The organism is Cupriavidus sp. 05L411 (assembly GCF_056398045.1).
Genome location: NZ_JBFTOQ010000020.1, coordinates 70,066 through 88,824, shown reverse-complemented (window position 1 = coordinate 88,824; position 18,759 = coordinate 70,066). Strand labels below are relative to the sequence as shown.

General features: G+C 66.4%; 18 protein-coding genes. 5 read left to right on the top strand and 13 right to left on the bottom strand.

What is annotated here, in order from left to right; translation table 11 throughout:
- The first annotated feature begins 321 nt into the window (after positions 1–321).
- A complete protein-coding gene (locus AC1DQR_RS23065) occupies positions 322–618 on the top strand; it encodes a YciI family protein (protein WP_416053306.1) in 297 nt (98 codons plus the stop codon).
- 34 nt (positions 619–652) lie between these two features.
- Here AC1DQR_RS23065 and AC1DQR_RS23060 read toward each other — a convergent pair whose 3' ends face one another.
- The 5 genes from AC1DQR_RS23060 to arsN2 all read right to left on the bottom strand — a co-directional run bounded on the left by AC1DQR_RS23060 (position 653) and on the right by arsN2 (position 4,149).
- Positions 653–1,186 carry a hypothetical protein gene (locus AC1DQR_RS23060; RefSeq protein ID WP_416050795.1) on the bottom strand — a complete coding sequence of 178 codons (534 nt, stop codon included), beginning with the start codon at positions 1,184–1,186 and terminating at the stop codon, positions 653–655.
- A 161-nt stretch (positions 1,187–1,347) separates the two neighbouring features.
- Positions 1,348–2,145 (bottom strand): fumarylacetoacetate hydrolase family protein, encoded by a 798-nt coding sequence (locus AC1DQR_RS23055; RefSeq protein WP_416050794.1) that lies wholly within the window; start codon positions 2,143–2,145, stop codon positions 1,348–1,350.
- Positions 2,146–2,224: 79 nt separating this feature from the next.
- The gene (locus AC1DQR_RS23050) at positions 2,225–2,668 is read right to left on the bottom strand and encodes a BLUF domain-containing protein (protein ID WP_150985014.1); all 444 of its coding nucleotides are present in this window, start codon (positions 2,666–2,668) and stop codon (positions 2,225–2,227) included.
- 45 nt (positions 2,669–2,713) lie between these two features.
- Complete coding sequence (gene folE, locus AC1DQR_RS23045) at positions 2,714–3,439, bottom strand: GTP cyclohydrolase I (protein WP_416050793.1); 726 nt, start codon at positions 3,437–3,439, stop codon at positions 2,714–2,716.
- Between the two features lie 281 nt (positions 3,440–3,720).
- A complete protein-coding gene (gene arsN2 / locus AC1DQR_RS23040; protein ID WP_416050792.1) occupies positions 3,721–4,149 on the bottom strand; it encodes an arsenic resistance N-acetyltransferase ArsN2 in 429 nt (142 codons plus the stop codon).
- Positions 4,150–4,470: 321 nt separating this feature from the next.
- On the opposite strand from arsN2, the gene AC1DQR_RS23035 reads away from it, so the two are divergent.
- Together AC1DQR_RS23035 and AC1DQR_RS23030 are read left to right on the top strand one after the other, a co-directional pair.
- Entirely contained in the window at positions 4,471–6,279 is a 1,809-nt protein-coding gene (locus tag AC1DQR_RS23035) for a hybrid sensor histidine kinase/response regulator (RefSeq protein WP_477133864.1), read from the top strand.
- A gap of 354 nt (positions 6,280–6,633) precedes the next feature.
- Positions 6,634–6,942: a nicotinamide mononucleotide transporter gene (locus AC1DQR_RS23030; protein WP_150985017.1), complete on the top strand. Its 309-nt coding sequence runs from the start codon at positions 6,634–6,636 to the stop codon at positions 6,940–6,942.
- 12 nt (positions 6,943–6,954) lie between these two features.
- Here AC1DQR_RS23030 and AC1DQR_RS23025 read toward each other — a convergent pair whose 3' ends face one another.
- Genes AC1DQR_RS23025 through AC1DQR_RS23015 form a run of 3 tightly spaced genes read right to left on the bottom strand, consistent with a single transcriptional unit; the run spans position 6,955 to position 11,341 of the window.
- Positions 6,955–8,214 carry an arsenic transporter gene (locus tag AC1DQR_RS23025; protein ID WP_416050790.1) on the bottom strand — a complete coding sequence of 420 codons (1,260 nt, stop codon included), beginning with the start codon at positions 8,212–8,214 and terminating at the stop codon, positions 6,955–6,957.
- A 28-nt stretch (positions 8,215–8,242) separates the two neighbouring features.
- Positions 8,243–10,375 carry a penicillin-binding protein 1A gene (locus tag AC1DQR_RS23020; RefSeq protein ID WP_477133863.1) on the bottom strand — a complete coding sequence of 711 codons (2,133 nt, stop codon included), beginning with the start codon at positions 10,373–10,375 and terminating at the stop codon, positions 8,243–8,245.
- A 9-nt stretch (positions 10,376–10,384) separates the two neighbouring features.
- Positions 10,385–11,341, bottom strand: a complete 957-nt coding sequence (locus tag AC1DQR_RS23015) for an alpha/beta hydrolase (RefSeq protein WP_477133862.1) — start codon at positions 11,339–11,341, stop codon at positions 10,385–10,387.
- 213 nt (positions 11,342–11,554) lie between these two features.
- Between AC1DQR_RS23015 and AC1DQR_RS23010 the strand changes: the two genes are divergently transcribed.
- The gene (locus tag AC1DQR_RS23010) at positions 11,555–11,818 is read left to right on the top strand and encodes a hypothetical protein (RefSeq protein WP_174424594.1); all 264 of its coding nucleotides are present in this window, start codon (positions 11,555–11,557) and stop codon (positions 11,816–11,818) included.
- 25 nt (positions 11,819–11,843) lie between these two features.
- Here the strand turns inward: AC1DQR_RS23010 and AC1DQR_RS23005 are convergent, their stop codons facing one another.
- Positions 11,844–12,251, bottom strand: a complete 408-nt coding sequence (locus AC1DQR_RS23005) for a VOC family protein (RefSeq protein WP_043356554.1) — start codon at positions 12,249–12,251, stop codon at positions 11,844–11,846.
- A gap of 216 nt (positions 12,252–12,467) precedes the next feature.
- On the opposite strand from AC1DQR_RS23005, the gene AC1DQR_RS23000 reads away from it, so the two are divergent.
- Positions 12,468–14,402, top strand: coding sequence for a sigma-54-dependent Fis family transcriptional regulator (locus AC1DQR_RS23000; protein WP_477133861.1), 1,935 nt, complete (start codon positions 12,468–12,470; stop codon positions 14,400–14,402).
- A 50-nt stretch (positions 14,403–14,452) separates the two neighbouring features.
- On the opposite strand, the gene AC1DQR_RS22995 is transcribed toward AC1DQR_RS23000, so the two are convergent.
- From AC1DQR_RS22995 to AC1DQR_RS22980, 4 genes are all read right to left on the bottom strand, one after another.
- The gene (locus tag AC1DQR_RS22995; RefSeq protein WP_150985023.1) at positions 14,453–14,845 is read right to left on the bottom strand and encodes a DUF779 domain-containing protein; all 393 of its coding nucleotides are present in this window, start codon (positions 14,843–14,845) and stop codon (positions 14,453–14,455) included.
- A 44-nt stretch (positions 14,846–14,889) separates the two neighbouring features.
- Entirely contained in the window at positions 14,890–15,918 is a 1,029-nt protein-coding gene (gene adhP / locus AC1DQR_RS22990; RefSeq protein ID WP_174424598.1) for an alcohol dehydrogenase AdhP, read from the bottom strand.
- A gap of 112 nt (positions 15,919–16,030) precedes the next feature.
- A complete protein-coding gene (adh, locus tag AC1DQR_RS22985; protein ID WP_477133860.1) occupies positions 16,031–17,551 on the bottom strand; it encodes an aldehyde dehydrogenase in 1,521 nt (506 codons plus the stop codon).
- A gap of 218 nt (positions 17,552–17,769) precedes the next feature.
- A complete protein-coding gene (locus AC1DQR_RS22980; RefSeq protein ID WP_477133859.1) occupies positions 17,770–18,717 on the bottom strand; it encodes a LysR family transcriptional regulator in 948 nt (315 codons plus the stop codon).
- Between the last annotated feature and the right edge of the window lie 42 nt (positions 18,718–18,759).

Below are 18,759 nucleotides of genomic sequence, written 5' to 3'. Positions count from 1 at the left end.
CCGCGTGCTAGAGCCATTTGCGGAGCTTGTTGACAGTGTTATCCACATAAAGTGTGGATAACACTGTCGGGCAGCAGCAGGGGGGGATGTGAGGTCCGGCGGGTTTGTCAAGCCCCGGGTCCAGGTTTTTGCTGGCGGCGGTGGGCGCGATGGCGTCCGGTGCGCAGCTCCCGCCGGCTTGTGCTGCCAGCGCGGAATCGGCGAAACTCGTCGCCGGGAGTGATGGGCATGGCACTGGCTGCCGCCATGCCCATGCCGCGATACCCCATCCCGCGATACCCCATGCCCTATTCCAACCCGCCATCACCCGAGGACAACACCATGCCATTCCTGATCGAAACCTGGGACAAGCCACAGCACCAGCAAGTGCGGCAAGCGGCCCGAGCGGGGCACCTGGCGTTCCTGGACGCCCAGAAGGCCCTGCTGCTGGCCTGCGGGGCCAAGCTCAACGATGACGGCAGCGATGCCGGCGGCGGCTTCTATATCGTCGACCTCGACACCCGCGACGCGGCGCAGCAATTCATCGATGCCGACCCGTTCACACAGGCCGGCCTGTTTGCCGAGGTGCGCATCACGCGCTGGCGCAAGGCCTATCTGGGTGGTGAATGCTACCTGTAGCCAGCGGGTGCGATGTGTCTCGCCCGGGGCGCGCTCAGCCGCCCCGTGTCATCCCCGGCGCATCCGGCTCACGCCGTTCCAGGTTGGCGTAGGCATCCGCCGCGATCACGCCGAACATGATGTGGGCAAACAGGCTTTCCCACCCGCGCGCCTCGTCAAACCAGTTGAAGTACCGGCCCATCACGTAGAAGTTCACCAGGTAGACCAGCACCCCGAACACCGCGCCCGCCAGCGTGGCCATGCCGATGCTGGAATCAAAGCGGAACGAGGCAATGAGCATGGCCAGGATCGTCGCCAGCACGATCGACAGGCCAAAGTGCACGATGCCCGCGGCCAGCACGATGGTCCAGCTGAACGCGTCGGCGGAGGCCAGCGCCTGCCGGCCGAGCATGAGGGCAGCCACCATCTTTACCGTGCCCCACGCCCCCTGGTACAGCACAAAGCGCGCCGTCAGCAGCTCCAGTACGACGTAAAGCGTGCCCGCGACCAGCCCCGCAATCGCAGCGGCGCGCCAGTCCGGCGCGCGGCGGGCGAAATGGTGCGGCTGCATATGCAAATGGAGTTCCATGAACGGCTCCTTCTCACCAGCGGCCTGAAAGCCAGGCCCTTGTGATAGTTCTAGCCTATCCGCAGGAAATGCCAAGGCCGCGAGTGCGCGCGAAGCGCCTCGGGCGGCAGCCTGGGTGACGAGAAAGAAGCGCGAAGAATTGGGCCGCAAGGGCCCCGGTTTCAGCCCGCGGCTTGCGGCGCGAGTTTTACCACCAGTTCGCCGCCGCCATAGGTAGCCTGGATCGTATGCGCGCCGGGCGGCACGTCGAACGGGCGCGTCAGCGTGCCGGTGGTCACCACGGTGCCTTTGCGCAAGGTGACGCCGCGCTCGGCGGCATGCGCCAGCAGCGATTGCAGGGCTTCCAGCGGGTAGACCGCATCGTCGCCGGCAAGCGGTTGCGCGCACGCCACGCCGTCAAGCGCCACGCTGGCGCTTGCGCGCACGTCTTCCATGCTGTCGGTGTCGATCTTCGCGCCCAGTACCAGCGCATGGAAACCCACGTTATCGCCGGCAAAAGCCGGCATGCCCACCGCAATGCGGTCTTCATAGCGCGACAGCACCACCTCGACGGCAACCTGCGCGCTTTCGATCAGCTCGGCCAGCGCTGCCGGCGCGAGTTCAGCCCGCTGCGGCGCGACGTCGCGCGCCAGCCGCACGGCAATCTCGAATTCGATGGTCACCACCGCACCCGTGGGGACCGGCACGGTGTCGCCCGAGGCATAACAGCGCGATGCCCCCACCTGGCCCACCAGCGGGCGCGCCAGCTTTGCGCGCCGCATGGCGTTGGCACTGCCGACACCCAGCTTCCATCCCACCACCGGATCGCCGAGCGCGGCGATGAAACGATCCTGCACGTCATAACCGCTGCCGAGCGTTGCCGGCTTGGCGTCGACGGGCAGGTCAGCGAATTGCACGCCGCGCCGGCAGGCGTCGGTCAGCAGCATCGCCGCGGGGCCGGGGTTGAAGGGTTCGCTCACGAATTCTCCTGGGTGATCGGTGATGGATGATGGGTTGTTGAATAACGGGGGGGCTGGCCGGGCCACTGCACGAACGCGTTCAGAAGCGATGCCGCTCCGAGGTGCGTCCCACGATCGACGCACCCGCGATCAGTTCCTTGAGCAGCGCTTGCGAGGCGTGGCCGCTGGTGCGGTAGGGATCGAGCTCGCCGTGGGCGGAATACTTCAGGATGGTGGCCATATTGACCTTGCCGGTATTGACCAGGCCCATTGCCCAGCCGGCGAACTCGCGCTCGAGGATTTCTTCGTAGTGCAGCAGCACCACGTCCTCGTGGCGTGCGTCCCGGCCGATTAGCTGGTACAGGCGCGAGACTTCCGTGCGGCCGCCTTCGAGCGCCTGCATGAAGATGCCGTTGCCGTAGCACAGCACGCCGGTGATGCCGTGCTTCGGGTTATTCGCCACGCTGGTAGCGACGATGGCGTCTACCAGCGCGGGATCGGCCGGCTGGCATGCGCGGCTGGCGTAGAGCAGGCGTACGAGCATGTTGTCTCCACTGGGTTTGCGTGCGAGCCGGTGAATCGCGCTGGCTTAGTCGCGCGTCCGGTTCAGCAGGGTCAGGAACTCGCGGCGCAGGCTGTCATCCTTGAGGAACGAGCCGCGCATCACGCTGTTGGTCATCTTTGCATCGGTGTCGCGCACGCCGCGCCAGTGCATGCAGAAATGCTCGGCTTCCATGACGATGGCCAGCCCGTCCGGGCTCATCTTTTCCTGCAGCAGGTCGGCCACCTGGGTCACGGCTTCTTCCTGGATCTGCGGGCGGCACATGATCCATTCGGCCAGGCGCGCATACTTGGACAAGCCGATCAGGTTGGAATGCTGGTTGGGCATCACACCCACCCACAGCTTGCCGATGATCGGGCACAGATGATGCGAGCAGGCGCTGCGCACGCGCAGCGGGCCCACGATCATCAACTCGTTGATGCGCTCCGCGTTGGGGAATTCGGTCACATTGGGCTGGTTGACGTAGCGGCCAGCGAAGATCTCCTTCAGGTACATCTTGGCCACGCGGCGTGCGGTCTCGCGGGTGTTGTGATCGTGGTCGATATCGATCACCAGGCTGCGCAGCACCTCTTCCATGCGCGACTGCACTTCATCGAGCAGCTCGTCCAGTTCGCCGGGCTCGACATACGCGGAGATATTGTCGTTGGCGTGGAAGCGCTCGCGCGCCGCCTGCAAACGCGACCGTATGCGGGTCGACACACTACCCAAGGCCTCGTCAAGGCCGGGGGCGGGTGCTTGGTGGTCGGATTCCATATCGTGCGGTTCGTGGCTGTCGTTGAAGGATCGTTGAAGGGAGGCGAGCAGGCGGGCATGGCGTGCCGATCCACATCCGGCCCGGAAGGCCTCTGGCCGCATCTGGTTGCCTTTGATCGCCTTTGATCGCCTCTTTGCGCTTACTTTACAACAATATCCTGCGCCGGCACCGGCTAGCCATGGGTGCACGGCACGCAACAGCGCGGGGGATGGGAAGAGGGGCCGGCCAGGTCGCGATGTGGCTGGGCCGCATCGCAGGCGCAGGCCCTTGGCAGGGATGGCTACAGCGCGGCTTGCATCAAGGTGGCGGACGGCGGGCAGGCTTCGCGGCACAGCGCGGTATTGAGCAGTTCCGGGGGCATGCAGGCGCGCTCCACGCGCTCAAAGCCCAGCCGGGCAAAATAGTCGACGGCGGTGGTGGTTTGCAACACCACGGACTGCACGCCGCGCGTGCGGGCCTCGGCCAGCATCGCAGCCACCAGCAATTCGCCAAGGCCAGCCGAGCGCGCGCGCTCGGCCACGGCGACCGAGCGCAGCACGGCCACTTGCCCATAGTTCTCCACGCCGGCGCAACCGAGCAGGCCAGCGTTGTCGCGTACCACCAGGAAATTGCCGATTTGCTCGGCTACGCCGTCCACCGGCAAGCCGCAAGCCTGGAGCAGATCCTGTACTTCCTTACTGTCTTTTTCGTTTGCATAGTGCGGGCGCATGTTGCCCTCCTGCCCTTCGGGCTGTTATTCGTATCTTAAGTTCAGACTGGCTTTACGGTGCCTAGGGATAGTTCTTAAGTAGATTCGCGTACTGGGCAGCCGGCATCGTCGATTCCGTCCTGAAAAGCCACACCTGGGGTCTGCGGATGCGGGTTTTCACTGGTGCACTATCGCCTTGGATGTGGGATAGCGATCGTCGCGCGCCCGCCGTGCTTGCGGCTGCGCGATCCCCCGTACGGTCGGATGCGGAAATCCGCTACCATGCCTTGCAGGCAACCGGTCCTGCGTTCCAAAGGCAAAACAAGGCAAAAGCGACACTCCATGGCTGCGGCACCTGCTTCCCCTTCCGCTTCGCTGCTGCGGGCCCGCAGCGCGGGCATCCTGAAGACTGATGAGCTTGGCCAGCGCGCCGGCCGTTCTCCCGACTATGGGGCGGAATGCGTGGCCTTGCGGCGCCTGGCAAGGGCGCTGGTGTCGTCTGACCTGGCGCTATTGCAATCCCTGGCCAATTCGGCGCTGAAGCTCTGCGGCGCCGGCAGCGCCGGCATCAGCCTGCCTGAGGCCGCCGGCGATGGTGCGCAGACATTGCACTGGACCGCCACGGCCGGCCTTTGCCATGACCTGGTCGGGCATGCCGTGCCATACGACGATAGCCCGTCGGGCATTGCGCTGGAACTTGGCAGCCCGCAACTGCTGGCCTACCCGCAACGCCATTTCAGCTGCATGCCGCCGCTGTCACCCGAGGTGGTCGAGGAGCTCGTCGTCCCGATTCCCGGCGATGGCGAGCCCTGGGGCACCATCTGGGTCATGACGCATGAGCACGGGCGCGTGTTTGACGAAGAGGATGCCCGCCTGCTGGAGAGCCTGGCCAGCTTTGCCGGCGCGGTGCTCAGCATGTCGCGCAGCAAGGATGCCGCGATTGCGGAAGCCGCCCAGGCCCGGGCCGCGCGCGAAGCGCTGCAATTGTCGGACAAGCGCAAGGACGAATTCCTCGCCATGCTGGGGCATGAACTGCGCAACCCGATCGCTGCCATCGACAGCGCGATCAAGGTCAGCAAGCGGCTCGCGCAGGTGCAGCAGGCTGGCTCCAGCATGCTGGATATCGCCGAGCGGCAGATGCGCCAGCTCAAGCGCCTCACCGACGACCTGCTCGATGCCTCGCGCATCAAGCAAGGCAAGGTGCCGATCGTGCGCACCCACGGCAATATGCAGGACATCGTGGCCGATGCTCTTTCCTCCGTAGCCTCGGATATCGAATGGCACGGCAACGTGCTGACCACGGACCTGCCCGAGACGCCCGTCATGGTGTACGCGGATACGGCACGGCTGACGCAGGTGGTCACCAACCTGTTGTCCAACGCGATCAAATACACGCCGCGCGGCGGCGCCATGGACCTGTCGGTCCGGGTAGAGCCATCGCCTCATGGCGAGGTGCCGGCAGAACACAACGCCGGCAACGCTGGCGGCGCGTCGGCGCCGGAGATCGATGCCGATCGCATGGGCACCCTGGTGATCACCGTCAAGGACAATGGCATCGGCATCGATCCGGCGTTCCTGCCCAATGTGCTGGATATGTTCAGCCAGTACGCAAGCGAATCGCAAGGCGGCCTTGGCGTGGGGCTGGCCATCGTCAAGCGCATGGTGGAGCTGCACAATGGCACGGTGACGGTGCACAGCGATGGCAAGGGCCAGGGCACGACGGTGCAGGCGCGCCTGCCCGTGGTCTGCGCCCATGCGGGGGCGCCCAACGTCGGGCAGGCAGGCACGCTCGCGGCGATGCGCATCCTGCTGGTGGACGACAACACCGAAGCCCTGCGGGCGCTAGGCATGTTGCTGGAGATGGACGGGCATGAGGTCAAGCTTGCCGTCAGTGGCGAAGACGCGCTGGAGATCGCGCAAGGGTTCACGCCCGACGTGGCGCTGATCGATATCGGCCTGCCAGGCATCGACGGCTTCCAGCTTGCGCAACACCTGCGCGAGCTACCCGCCTTCGCGTGCACCCGCCTGGTGGCATTGAGCGGCTACGCCTCGGAAGCCGACAAGGCCCGGGGCGCGGCAGCCGGCTTTGATTCCCACCTGACCAAGCCACTGGCACTGGAAGCCCTGGCGCAGGTCCTGTCGCGGCAGTAGCAAGTAGCCACGGCGCGGGATGCAAGGCCCCCCTGCATCCCGCCGCTCTCCCTGTAGGACATCACCCCGCCCGAATCAGAATTCCCCCTACGGCAGTGTCGTGCCAGCCACCCCATACTGGAGATACGCTAACGCTATTTGCCGTCGAATGCTTGCCTTCCTGCTGCTCACCCTAGCTGGCTTCGGGGTCATCGTGATCGTCATCTGCCTGACCAAGTAAGCCAAGCGCATCATCAGCGCCAACTATCCCCGCAAACCCCTTGCTCCGCCCGATCTGTCACGCTAAGCTTCGCCCTGCATTGTATGCAAAATGTGAACACAAAAAAATCTGAACCCAATCAGGAGACAAGCGCGATGGATCTGGCGCAACAGTACATTCCCAATCTGCTCAATGGCCTGGAGTGGTCCGGCTGCGCGCTGGCGATGAGCGGCTCTTTGCTGGTGGCCTTGCACAACAAGGCGTCGCGCTGGGGCTGGATCGCTTATCTGTGCTCCAACATCGTGTGGAGTGTGTTCGCCCTGGTGACCGGCACGTACGGCCTGTTCGTGCAGCAACTGGGCTTTACCGCGACCAGCATCTACGGCCTGTACCGCCACACGCAATTTCACCGGCAGCAAGAGAGCGGGCAAGGTGCCGGGCAGCCCACGCCTGATCCGGCCTGAGGCCGGCGGCGCCTAAAGCAGCAGCGTGGCCAGGGCCGGCACCAACGCCAGTGGCATCACCAGCGCGCCGATGCGCAGGAACTGCAGCGCGCCGACGTGATGGCCCTCGCGCCGCAGCGCGGTCAGCCATAGCAGGGTAGCCAGCGAGCCGGTCACCGACAGGTTGGGCCCGAGGTCGATGCCGATCAGCACCGCGTCGGTGACCTGCGTGGAGGCATGGCTGGCCGCCAGCGCCGAGGACGCGAACAGCCCGGCCGGCAGGTTGTTGACCACGTTGGACACCAGCGCCACCGTGCCGCCGGTTACCCAGACGCCGGCCGTGGGCGAGTGTTGCGACAGCGCCTGCACGAAGTGGGCGAGCTTGCCGATCAGGCCGGTCTGCTCCAGGCCCGCCACCAGCACGAACAGCCCTGCCACCAGCGGCAGCACGCCCCAGGAAATCTCGCGCAGCGCCGGCAGGCACAAGCCGGGCCGGCAGGCGCAGACCAGCAGCAGCGTCGCCACGCCGGCCAGGCAGGTCGGCCAGCCCAGGTCCGCGCCCAGCAGCGAGGCCGTCAGCAGCACCAGGCCCATGACCACAATGCCGGCGGCGGTCAGCTTGGCCTCCAGCGACAGCGGCGGCACCGCCACCTCGGTCGCGATGCGCTCGCGCAGCGCGTCGCGCTGGGTCCAGTAGAGCGCGGCGAAGGTGGCCGCGATGGCCACCAGCGACGGCAGCGTGAAGCGAGCCAGCCAGCCCATCAGCGACGGCATGTGCTCGCCGAAGATGACCAGGTTGGCGGGGTTCGAGATCGGCAGCACGAAGCTGGCGGCGTTGGCGATGAACGCGCAGCTGTACAGGTAGGGCAGCGGATGCTTGACCTTGGCGGCGCGGGTGGCGGCCAGCACCGCCGGCGTGAGCACCACGGCGGTGGCATCGTTGGACATGAACACGGTGACCAGGGTGCCGAAGCCATAGACCAGCAGGAAGAGCCGCCGTGCCGATCCGCCGGCCTGGCGCACCGCCACGGCCGCTACATGGTCGAACAGCCCGGTCTTGCGCGCCAGTTCCGACACCAGCATCATGCCGCCGAGAAAAAGGTAGACATCATAGCCGCGCGCCACGGCGGCCATGGCATCGGGCACGGCAAGCAGGCCGGTGACGCATAGCAGCAGGGCGCCAGCTACCGCCCAGAAGGCTTCCGGCAGCCGGAACGGCCGTGTGATGACGCCAACGGTGGTGGCGGCTGCCACTGCCCAGATCAAGGGGCCGCTGTACTGGGAGATTTGCATCGGAGCCTTGCGAGGGGCGGGTGGTGGTTCAGGTTGTGGGCTGCGATGCGCGGGGCGGCACGCCGGCCGGAGCAGGGCTCAACGCTCTGACGGACTCGGCGCCGCCGGTGGTGCCCGCGGTGCTTGTCACGCCGGTCGCGCTGGTTGCACCGGTCGCGGCGGTAGTGCCGCTAGTGCCGCTAGTGCCACCACCGCCGCTAGTGTCGGTCAGTGCCGTCGCCGCCCCCGGATCGGCGTCCGCCGGCGCGGACGGGAAGCCAAGCGCGGCAATGCCGTGGCTGCCGTCGGCGTATTCCGGGTAGACCCAGTCGTCGCCGTTGCGCACGAGGTTCTTGGGCGCAACGAATTCCGCCTCGGGCTGGCCCGCCAGGCGGCCTTCCATGTAACTGGCCCAGATCGGCAGGGCCGTGGTGGCGCCGAACTCGTGCCGGCCCAGGCTGCGGTTGTCGTCGAACCCCATCCACGCCACCGTGACAATGCCAGATGCGTAGCCGGCAAACCAGCCATCGACCGAATCGTTGGTGGTGCCGGTCTTGCCGGCCACGTCCGCGCGCCGCAGGTAGCGTTGCAGGCCTGCGCCGGTGCCGCTGGTCACCACGCTGCGCAGCAGGCTGTTCATCACATAGGCATTGCGCTCGGGAATCACGCGGTGTGGCTGGGGTTCGCTGTCGGCGGTAAACAGCACGTTGCCCGCGCCGTCGCTGATGCGCTCGATCAGGTAGGGCTCGGTGCGATAGCCTTCGCTGGCGAAGACGCCATAGGCGGCGGCCAGCCGCAGCGGCGTGGTGGTGCCGGTGCCCAGGGCCATCGGCAGGTAGCGCGGCAGGCGCTGCTCGGAGAAGCCGAACTTGCCAGCATAGTCAACCGCATAGGGAATGCCGATTGTCTGCAAGGTCCGGATGGCAGGCAGGTTGCGCGACTCCGCCAGCGCCTGGCGCACGCTCACGGCGCCCAGGAAGCGGCCATCGTCGTTGCCCGGCTGCCAGCGCGACGAGGCATCCAGCGGCGCATCGTTGATCAGCGTGGTGGCCGACACGCCGCGCTCGAGCGCGGCGGAATAGATGAACGGCTTGAACGTCGAGCCCGGCTGGCGCAGCGCCTGCGTGGCATGGTTGAAGCGGCTGGTGGCAAAGTCCGCGCCGCCGATCATGGCTTCGATGGCGCCCGATTTGCTGTCCAGCGAGACCAGCGCGGCCTGCGGCGCTGCTTGCTGGCCATGGCGCTTGCCATACTGGTCCAGGCCCGCGTGCACGGCCTCGTAGGCCAGGCTTTGCCGCACCGACGATACCGTGGTGTAGACATTGAGGCCGCGGGTATAGGCGGCCTCGCCAAAGCGGTCGTAGGCGAGCTGGCGGGCCAGCTCCGCCACGTACTCGGCGTGCCCGTCAAAGCGGCCGTTATGCGAGCCGGCCACCTTCAGCGTTTCCGCGCGGGCCGCCTGGTATTGCTGGTGCGAGATCATGCCGAGCGCCTGCATGCGCCCCAGCACATATTGCTGGCGCAGCTTGGCGCGCGGGAAATTGACCACGGGATTCATGGTCGACGGCGCCTTGGGCAGGCCGGCCAGCATCGCGGTTTGCGCCAGCGACAGCGCATCCAGCGGCTTGCCGAAGTACGCCTGCGCCGCGCTGCCAAAGCCATAGGCATGCTCGCCCAGGTAGACCTGGTTCATGTACAGCTCGAGGATGCGGTCTTTCGGCAGGGAGCGGTCGATCTTCCAGGCCAGCAGGATTTCATACCATTTGCGCGAGAGCGTTTTCTCGCGCGACAGGTAGAAGTTGCGCGCCACCTGCATGGTGATGGTGGAGGCGCCCTGGGCGTAGCCCTCGCCGATATTGGCGAGCGCGGCGCGGAAGATCCCGGGGATATCCACGCCGGCGTGCTGATAGAACTGATCGTCTTCCGCCGCCAGCAGCGCGTTGGACATCTGCTTGGGCATGCGCTCCAGCGGGACGAATTCGCGGTGCTCGGTGCCAAACTCGCCAATCAGCACGTTGTCGCTGGTAAAGATCCGCAGCGGCAGGTCGGGGCGGTAGTCCCGCAGCGCATCGACAGCGGGGAGTTGACGAAGGCTCACCACGGCGGCGAACCCAACTAACAGGGTGGAGGCTGCAGCCAGCGCCAGAGTGACGCTTGCTGCCTTTACAACGACTCTTTTCATGCGCGCATTCTACCTTGGGGCGAAGATCGGGAAGCCGGGCATGCCATCCGGGGCTTGCGCCGCTGCCGGTTCCACGCCATCGGCCCGGGGCACTTCCGGCGCAACCGGCCGGGTGCCGGGCCGGCCCACCTGCTGTGCGAACTCCGCCAGCGCGCGCCAGGTCTCGGGCTGCTCGATGATGGTGAAATGGTTGGTGCCCGGCATCATCTGCTGCGCTACGTGGCCGGGCCAGGCCGCGATCAGGCGCTCCGAGCATTCGTGGGGCACCACCTCGTCGACCTCGGCCAGCAGCACCTTGGTGCTCTGCACCACCTTCTTGCAGTGGGAGATCGAGTCGAAGTGATGGCGCATCAGTTGCCGCAGCGGCACCAGCGGGAAGCGCTTGCGCACGATCTCCAGCAAGGAGTCGTAAGGCGTGATCAGCTGCAGGCTCTCGAAATCCTGCAGGTCCGCCAACTGGATAGCTACGCCGGTGCCGAGGCTGCGGCCGACCACATGCACGCGCGTGCCGGGGAACATGCGGCGCAGGTGCAGCAGGAACTGGCTGGCGTCCGCCACGGCGGCTGCCTCGGAGGGCTGGCCGTCCGAGTGGCCCAGGCCGCGGTAGTCCATGGTGGCAAAGCCCACGCCCGGCGGCAGCCAGGCCAGGTATTGCATGGTGTCCAGTACATCCTCGCCGCGCCCTGGCAGGTAGAACAGCAGGTCGCGCGCGGTTTGTGCGTTTCGCACGGTTTCCCCGGTTTCTGCGTCCTGGACGCCTTGGGCGCCGTAGACATAGCCGCGCAGGAAACCGCCCGGCACTTCGTGCGAGTAAGCGGAAATGCCCTCGGGCAGGTCCCGCGGCGGGCGGCGGCGGGCGTCGAACAGCAGCCTGTCCTGGTTCAGCGTGAGGTAGGTCCAGTAGCAGGTGAAGCCGCCTGCGGTCAGCAGGACGGCGGCGAGGGCCTTGCGTGAATGGGGTGGCATGGGTTCGGAGGGTTTGTTCTGCCTGGCTTTACAGCGCAATGCGTGGGGGCGTTTCCTGGTGTTTCTTGGTGTTTCCTGGCGTCTCCCGGATCATTTTCCGGGGGGGGGGCACGGCATTCGACCGGGCAACCCGTGCGCAAGTTCTTGTCCGATTCTTGTACGATACGCCTCACATCAACGGCGGCCGGTGCGGCCGCGCACGGAGCCAAGGGCATGACCGAACAAAACGACCAGAAAGACCAGCAAAACGACGTAGATAACCGCGCGGAAGAAGCCCAGGCGATGGAGCGCGTCGTCAACGCCACCCGCCAGGTGCAGGTGGCCTTTACCGCGCTGCAGGGGCAGTTTGCGCCGCAGGGCAGCGGCAAGCCGTCAAAGATGGCGCTGCAGACCTTCGATGCGTCGCTGCAGGCGCTGGAAGATGCGCAAGCGGCATTTGACGACGTGCTGAACGACCTGCTCGACGGCAAGCGTTGATTCCGGTGGGCGCCGCCTGCGGCGCTCAGTGTGCTGGATAGGCCGCCACTTCGATCAGGTTCCCGTCCGGGTCCCGGCAATAGACCGAGGTCATCGGGCCGAGCGCGCCGGTGCGCGCCGCCGGTCCTGCCTCGATCGGCACATGGTGCGCAATCCAGTGCGCGATCACGCTTTCCAGCGTGTTGTGGGTGATAAAGCAGAGATCGTCGCTGCCGGTGGTCGGGTGAACGCCGGTGAACCACGCCACGGTGTCCGTATCGATCGGGCGCAGGTTGATCTTCTGCTGGCCGAAGCGCACCGAGACCCGCTTGCCGGTGCGCGATTCGAAGTCCTCGCGCCGCATGCCCAGCACGCTCTCGTACCACGCCGCGCTGGTCTCCACGTCCTTCACATTCAGGACGATATGGTCGAAGCGATCTATCACAATGCTCATCGTGCGCCTTTCGAGGGAGTGAAACGGGAGAGGCCGGGCGCGCAGCGCGCATGCGGCAATCGTGTACTTTACACCCGACTTCCGGGTGGTGCGTGCGCGTTGCGCGGCCGGCATGTGATAAGGTTTGGCGGCAAGGTCGCCATGCCGCCAGACAGGCCGGCACGAAAGACGGCCTGACCCGGCCACGCCGGGATCCAGAACAGGAGACCTGCCGCCATGAGCAGCACGCTTGCCAGCCACGCCGCAACGCCGGACGCCGATCCGGAGCGCCGCATCCTGATTGCCCGCGCGCACGCGCGCTCCACCAGTTTCGGCCTCGAAGCCACCCATGCGGCGGACTATCAATCGCTGGGCATGCGCGCGCTGCACGAACTGGTCGACGCCAACCAGATGCTGTACAAGCACGCGCTGCCGGTCATGGAAACCCTGCACGCGCAGATCGCCAATACCGAGAGCATGGTGCTGCTGACCGACAGCGGCGGCGTGATCCTGCACAGCCTGGGCGACGGCGATTTTGCCGACCGGGCCAGGCGCGTGGCCTTGGCGCCGGGCGTCTCGTGGGCGGAGTCGAGCAAGGGCACCAACGCCATCGGCACGGCGCTGGCCGAGGCCCGGCCAGCAGTGGTCCATGCCGACGAGCATTTCCTGCGCGCCAACCGCACACTGACCTGTTCCTGCGTGCCGATCTCCGGGCCGTTTGGCCAGGTGCTGGGGGCGCTCGACGTCAGCGGCGATCATCGCGGCTTCCACAAGCACACCATGGCGCTGGTGCGCATGTCGGCGCAGATGATCGAGAACCATCTGTTTTCCACGCATTTCACCGATGCCGCGCTGGTGCGCTTTCACGCGCGGCCGGAGTTCGTCGGCACGCTGTTCGAAGGCATGGCGGCGTTCGCGGCCGATGGCACCTTTCTGGCGGCCAACCGTAGCGGGCTGTTCCAGCTCGGCTTGTCGCCCGATGCGCTGAACCACCAGAGTTTTGCCGCCTTGTTCGGCATGCCGCTGGGCACCGCGCTCAAGCAGGGCGTCGATGCGTCGGGCCAGTTGTTGACACTGACCCTGCCAAGCCGTGTGCTGGTGTTCGCGCGGATGTCGCTGCTTGCGCCGCTGCGCCGCGCGCAGGCCGCGCGTGCACCCAAATCGGCAACCACCTCGGCGCTGGCCGCTCTCGATACCGGGGACGCCCGCATGGCCGCCGTGCTGCAGCGGGTCGACAAGGTGCGCGGGCGCGATATTCCCATCCTGGTGCTGGGCCGCACCGGTACTGGCAAGGAGTGGCTGGCGCGCGCCATCCATCGCGATTCGCCACGCGGCGCCGCGCCATTCGTGGCCGTGAATTGCGCGTCGATCCCGGAGTCCCTGATCGAGGCGGAGCTGTTCGGTTACGAGGACGGGGCCTTCACCGGCGCGCGGCGGCGCGGCAGCCCGGGCAAGCTGGTGCAGGCGCACGGCGGCACCTTGTTCCTTGACGAGATTGGCGACATGCCGCTGGCGCAGCAGGTGCGGCTGATGCGCGTGCTGCAGGAGCGCGCGGTGACCCCGCTGGGCGGCGCCCACGCGATTCCCGTGGATTTGCGCATCATCTGCGCCACCCACCGCGACCTGCGCGCGATGATCGAGGCAGGCACCTTCCGCGAGGATCTGTACTACCGCATCAATGCGCTATCGGTGACGCTGCCGGCGCTGCGCGACCGCACGGACTTGCCGGTGCTGGTGGAGCGCATCCTGACGCAGCAACTCGCGCAGGCGGAGCATGGCGAGCACGGTGACGCGCATCCAACCCGCGTTGCCGCGGACGTGCTGGCGCATTTTCAGCGCCATCCCTGGCCGGGCAACCTGCGCCAGATGGTCAACGTGCTGCGCACGGCGGCCATCATGGCCGAAGGCGAAGAAGAGATTCGCGCGGAGCATCTGCCGGAGGATTTTGAGTGCGAGCCGATGTTCGCGCAGGACAGGGACGCCGCGCCAGCCTTCATGCCCCCGACGCCGGTGATGCCCGTGACGCCCGCCGGTACCCCCGAGCGCTTGCGCGATCGGGAAGCCGCCATGATCCACCAGGCGCTGGCGCGCCACGGCGGCAATGTCAGCCTGGCCGCGCGCGAGCTTGGCCTGTCGCGCAATACGATTTACCGGCGGCTAAAGCGTGACTAAAGCGTGGCTAAAGCGTGGCTAAAGCGCCGGTTTCACGTCATGCCGGCGCTTCACGGCGCCGGCTCCCGCTCCAGCCGCGCCGCCTCTTCATCGCTGAACAATTCGGAGCGCGTCAGGAACCGCAACCCGGTCGGCCCTTCCAGCGAAAACATCCCGCCCGATCCGGGCACCACGTCGATCACCAGCCGTGTGTGCTGCCAGTACTCGAACTGCGCGCGCGTCATGTAGAACTTCGCGCCACCGATCTCGCCGAGGCAGACATCGGCCTCGCCAATGATCAGATCGCCGTCCGGGTAGCACATCGGCGCGCTGCCGTCGCAGCAGCCACCCGACTGGTGGAACATCAACGCACCGTGCTGCGCGCGCAGGCGCTCGATCAGCGCCAGCGCGGCAGGCGTGGCGACGACGCGCTGCACGGCGTCAGGTGACTGGGGGGCGGGCATCGGGCGGCTCCTTGCCTTCAGGTGGCAACTTCAGATAGCTAACGTCAAGCAGCAAAGTCCATCACGACCCGGCCTTCGATATCGCCGGCGCGCATGCGCGTGAAGATCTCGTTGATCTTCTCCAGCGGCGCGGTGGACACGGTCGCCTTGACCGCCCCATGCGCGGCGAAGTCAAGCGACTCCTGCAGGTCGCTGCGGGTGCCGACGATGGAGCCGCGGATGGTAATGCCCTTGAGCACCACGTCGAAGATCGGGGTGGGGAAGTCTCCCGGCGGCAGGCCGTTGAGCGCGACCGTGCCACCGCGCCGGACCATGCCGATCGCCTGGCCGAATGCCTTGGGCGAAACCGCCGTCACCAGCGCGCCGTGCGCGCCGCCGATTTCCTTCTGCAGGAACGCCACGGGATCGGTGGTGCGCGCATTGACCGTGACCTCGGCGCCGAGCTTGCGGGCGAGTTCGAGCTTCTTGTCGTCGATATCCACCGCCGCCACGCGCAGCCCCATGGCGCGCGCATATTGCACCGCCACATGGCCCAGCCCGCCGATGCCGGAGATCACGACCCATTGGCCGGGCCGCGTGTCGGTCACTTTCAAGCCCTTGTAGACGGTCACGCCCGCGCAAAGGATTGGCGCGATCTCCACGAAGCCCACGCTGTCCGGCAGCAGCCCCACGTAGTTAGGATCGGCTACCACGTATTCGCCATAGCCGCCGTTGACCGAGTAACCGGTGTTTTGCTGCTTCTCGCACAGGGTTTCCCAGCCTTGCAGGCAGTGCTCGCAGTAGCCGCAGGCGCTATACAGCCAGGGCACGCCGACGCGGTCGCCTTCCTTCACGCGGCTCACGCCCGCGCCTACCGCCGAGACATAGCCCACGCCTTCGTGGCCGGGAATAAAGGGCAGGGTCGGCTTGACGGGCCAGTCGCCTTCGGCGGCATGCAGGTCGGTGTGGCATACGCCGGAAGCTTCAATCTTGACCTGGATCTGGCCGCGCCCGGGCTGCGGCACGGGCACTTCATCGATCGTGAGCGGGGCGCCGAACTCGCGCACCACGGCGGCTTTCATCATCGCTGTCATCTCGACTCCTGATTCTGTTGGCAAGGACGCCCGCGCCGCGCGGCGGTAAGCCGGCGGGGGCGGGCGCCATGTCGATCATGTCATGGGCGCGAGCGCCCATTCTTGCGCTGTATCAAAAGAAGCCGAGCGCGTTCGGGCTGTAGCTCACCAGCAGGTTCTTGGTCTGCTGGTAGTGGTCCAGCATCATGCGATGGTTCTCGCGCCCGATGCCGGATTGCTTGTAGCCGCCAAATGCCGCATGCGCCGGGTAGGCGTGATAGCAGTTGGTCCACACGCGGCCGGCCTGGATGCCGCGGCCCATGCGGTGCGCGCGCGCGCCGTCTCGCGTCCATACGCCGGCGCCTAGCCCGTAGAGCGTGTCGTTGGCGATTTCCAGCGCTTCCTCCTCGTCCTTGAACGTGGTCACCGACACCACAGGGCCAAAGATCTCTTCCTGGAAGATGCGCATCTTGTTATGGCCGGAGAACACCGTGGGCTTGACGTAGTAGCCGCTCGCAAGGTCGCCGCCCAGCGCGTTGCGCTCTCCGCCGATCAGGCATTGCGCGCCTTCCTGCTTGCCCAGGTCGATATACGACAGGATCTTCTCAAGCTGCTCCTGCGAAGCCTGCGCGCCGATCATGGTGGCCTTGTCGAGCGGGTGGCCTTGCTTGATCGCCGCCACGCGCTTGAGCGCGCGCTCCATGAAGCGCTCGTAGATCGACTCCTGGATCAGCGCGCGCGACGGGCAGGTGCAGACCTCGCCCTGGTTCARCGCGAACATGRCGAARCCTTCCASYGCCTTGTCGAAGTAGGCGTCGTCGGCGGACAGCACGTCTTCGAAGAAGATGTTGGGCGACTTGCCACCCAGTTCCAGCGTGACCGGGATSAGGTTCTGSSWGGCGTACTGCATGATCAGCCGGCCGGTGGTGGTYTCSCCGGTRAAGGCGATCTTGCTGATGCGCGAGCTGGAGGCGAGCGGCTTGCCCGCCTCGAGGCCGAAGCCGTTGATCACATTGAGCACGCCCGGCGGCAGCAGGTCGCCGATGATTTCCATCAGCACCAGGATCGAGGCCGGAGTCTGTTCCGCGGGCTTGAGCACCACGCAGTTGCCGGCGGCCAGCGCGGGCGCGAGCTTCCACGTGGCCATCAGGAGCGGGAAATTCCACGGGATGATCTGGCCGACCACGCCCAGGGGCTCATGGAAGTGATAGGCCACGGTGTCGTGGTCGATCTCGGAAATGCCGCCTTCCTGCGCACGGATGCAGCCGGCGAAATAGCGGAAATGGTCCACCGCCAGCGGCAGGTCGGCCGCCGTGGTTTCGCGGATGGGCTTGCCGTTGTCGATGGTCTCGGCCACCGCCAGCGTGACCAGGTTGGCCTCGATGCGATCGGCGATGCGGTTCAGGATGTTGGCGCGCTCGGTGGTGGAGGTACGGCCCCAGGCGCCCTTGGCGCGGTGCGCGGCGTCCAGCGCGGCGTCCACGTCCTTCTGGTTGGAGCGCGGCACGCGCGTGAAGGGCTTGCCGGTGACCGGCGAGATCGCTTCAAAGTACTGGCCATCGGCCGGGGCCACCCAGGCGCCGCCGATATAGTTTTCGTACTGTTCCTTGTAGGGATACGCAACGCCCAGCTGGGCGATTTCCGCCATGTTCATGTCTGTCTCCGTCTCGTGATGTCTGTCGTGCCGCGTTGTTCGCGCACAAGCATCCATCCGCAAAAGCTGTGCCTGGCGGACACGGCGCAGCGAGAACGGCGAAACCACGTAAAACCTGGCAAGCAGGGGGCTATGCAGGCGGCCTCCAGTGTGCCGCGGTGCGCCAAGGTGTACCAATCTGGAGCAGCGTGTGGCGCCTTGGCACAGGGGATTGCCGCCTAGCTGCCGCTGGCATGGATCAGGAACTCGCGCAGCGCATCGGCGGGCTTGTCCAGCTTGCGCCCCGGTTGCCACAGCAGCCCCAGTTCCATGTCCGGCACGCCTTCGGCGATCGGCCGCGCCTCGATCTGCTTGCCTTCCAGCGACCACGGGCGGTACACCATGTCGGACAGCACGGTCACGCCAAAGCTGTGCGCCACCAGCCCGCGCAGCCCTTCCATCGAACTGGTGCGAAACGCGATCGATGGCGCCAGCCGCTTGCTGCGCCAGTAGCGCAGCGTGGAGCGCTCGCCTTCATCCACCGTCAGCAGGATGTAGGGATGCGCCGCGATGTCCTTCAGCGTCAGCCTGGGCAACGCCAGCAGGGGATGCGACGGGGATGCCCATAGCTGGCGCCGCGAGCGGATCAGCGTGTGGTGGGCAAAGCGTTGCAGCCTCTCGATATTGGACARCAGCCCGATGCCAAGCTCGATCTCCCCGGCCAGCACCGCGCGCTCGATGCCGGGGCGGTCCATGTCGTGCAGGTCGAAATCGATATCCGGATAGTTGGTGCGAAACCGCGCCAGCAGGCCCGGCAGCAGGTAGCCCAATACCGTGTATGAAGCCGCCAGGCGCACCGTGCCGCTCAGGTTGTGCGCCTGGAAGCGCGGCTCGCGCAACGTGTCCTGCACGGCATCCAGGATCTGCCGGGCGCGCTGATGCAGCCGGTGGCCCTCCGCCGTCAGGGCCACGCCGTGCGGCAGGCGGTCAAAGAGGCGCACGCCAAGCTGCTGCTCCAGCATCAGCACGGCATTGGTAATGGCCGATTGCGACACATGCTCGGCGGTGGCGGCCATGGAGAACTGGCCGGTCTCCGCCGCCGCGGCGAAATAACGGAACTGCCGCAGGGTGATTTCCTTGGCGATGCGCTGCCCGCCGTCTTCCTTCCCGCGCCGCTCTTTCGCCATATGCCACTCCGCTATGCGTTTTTCGGATACCAGCTCTCTGAA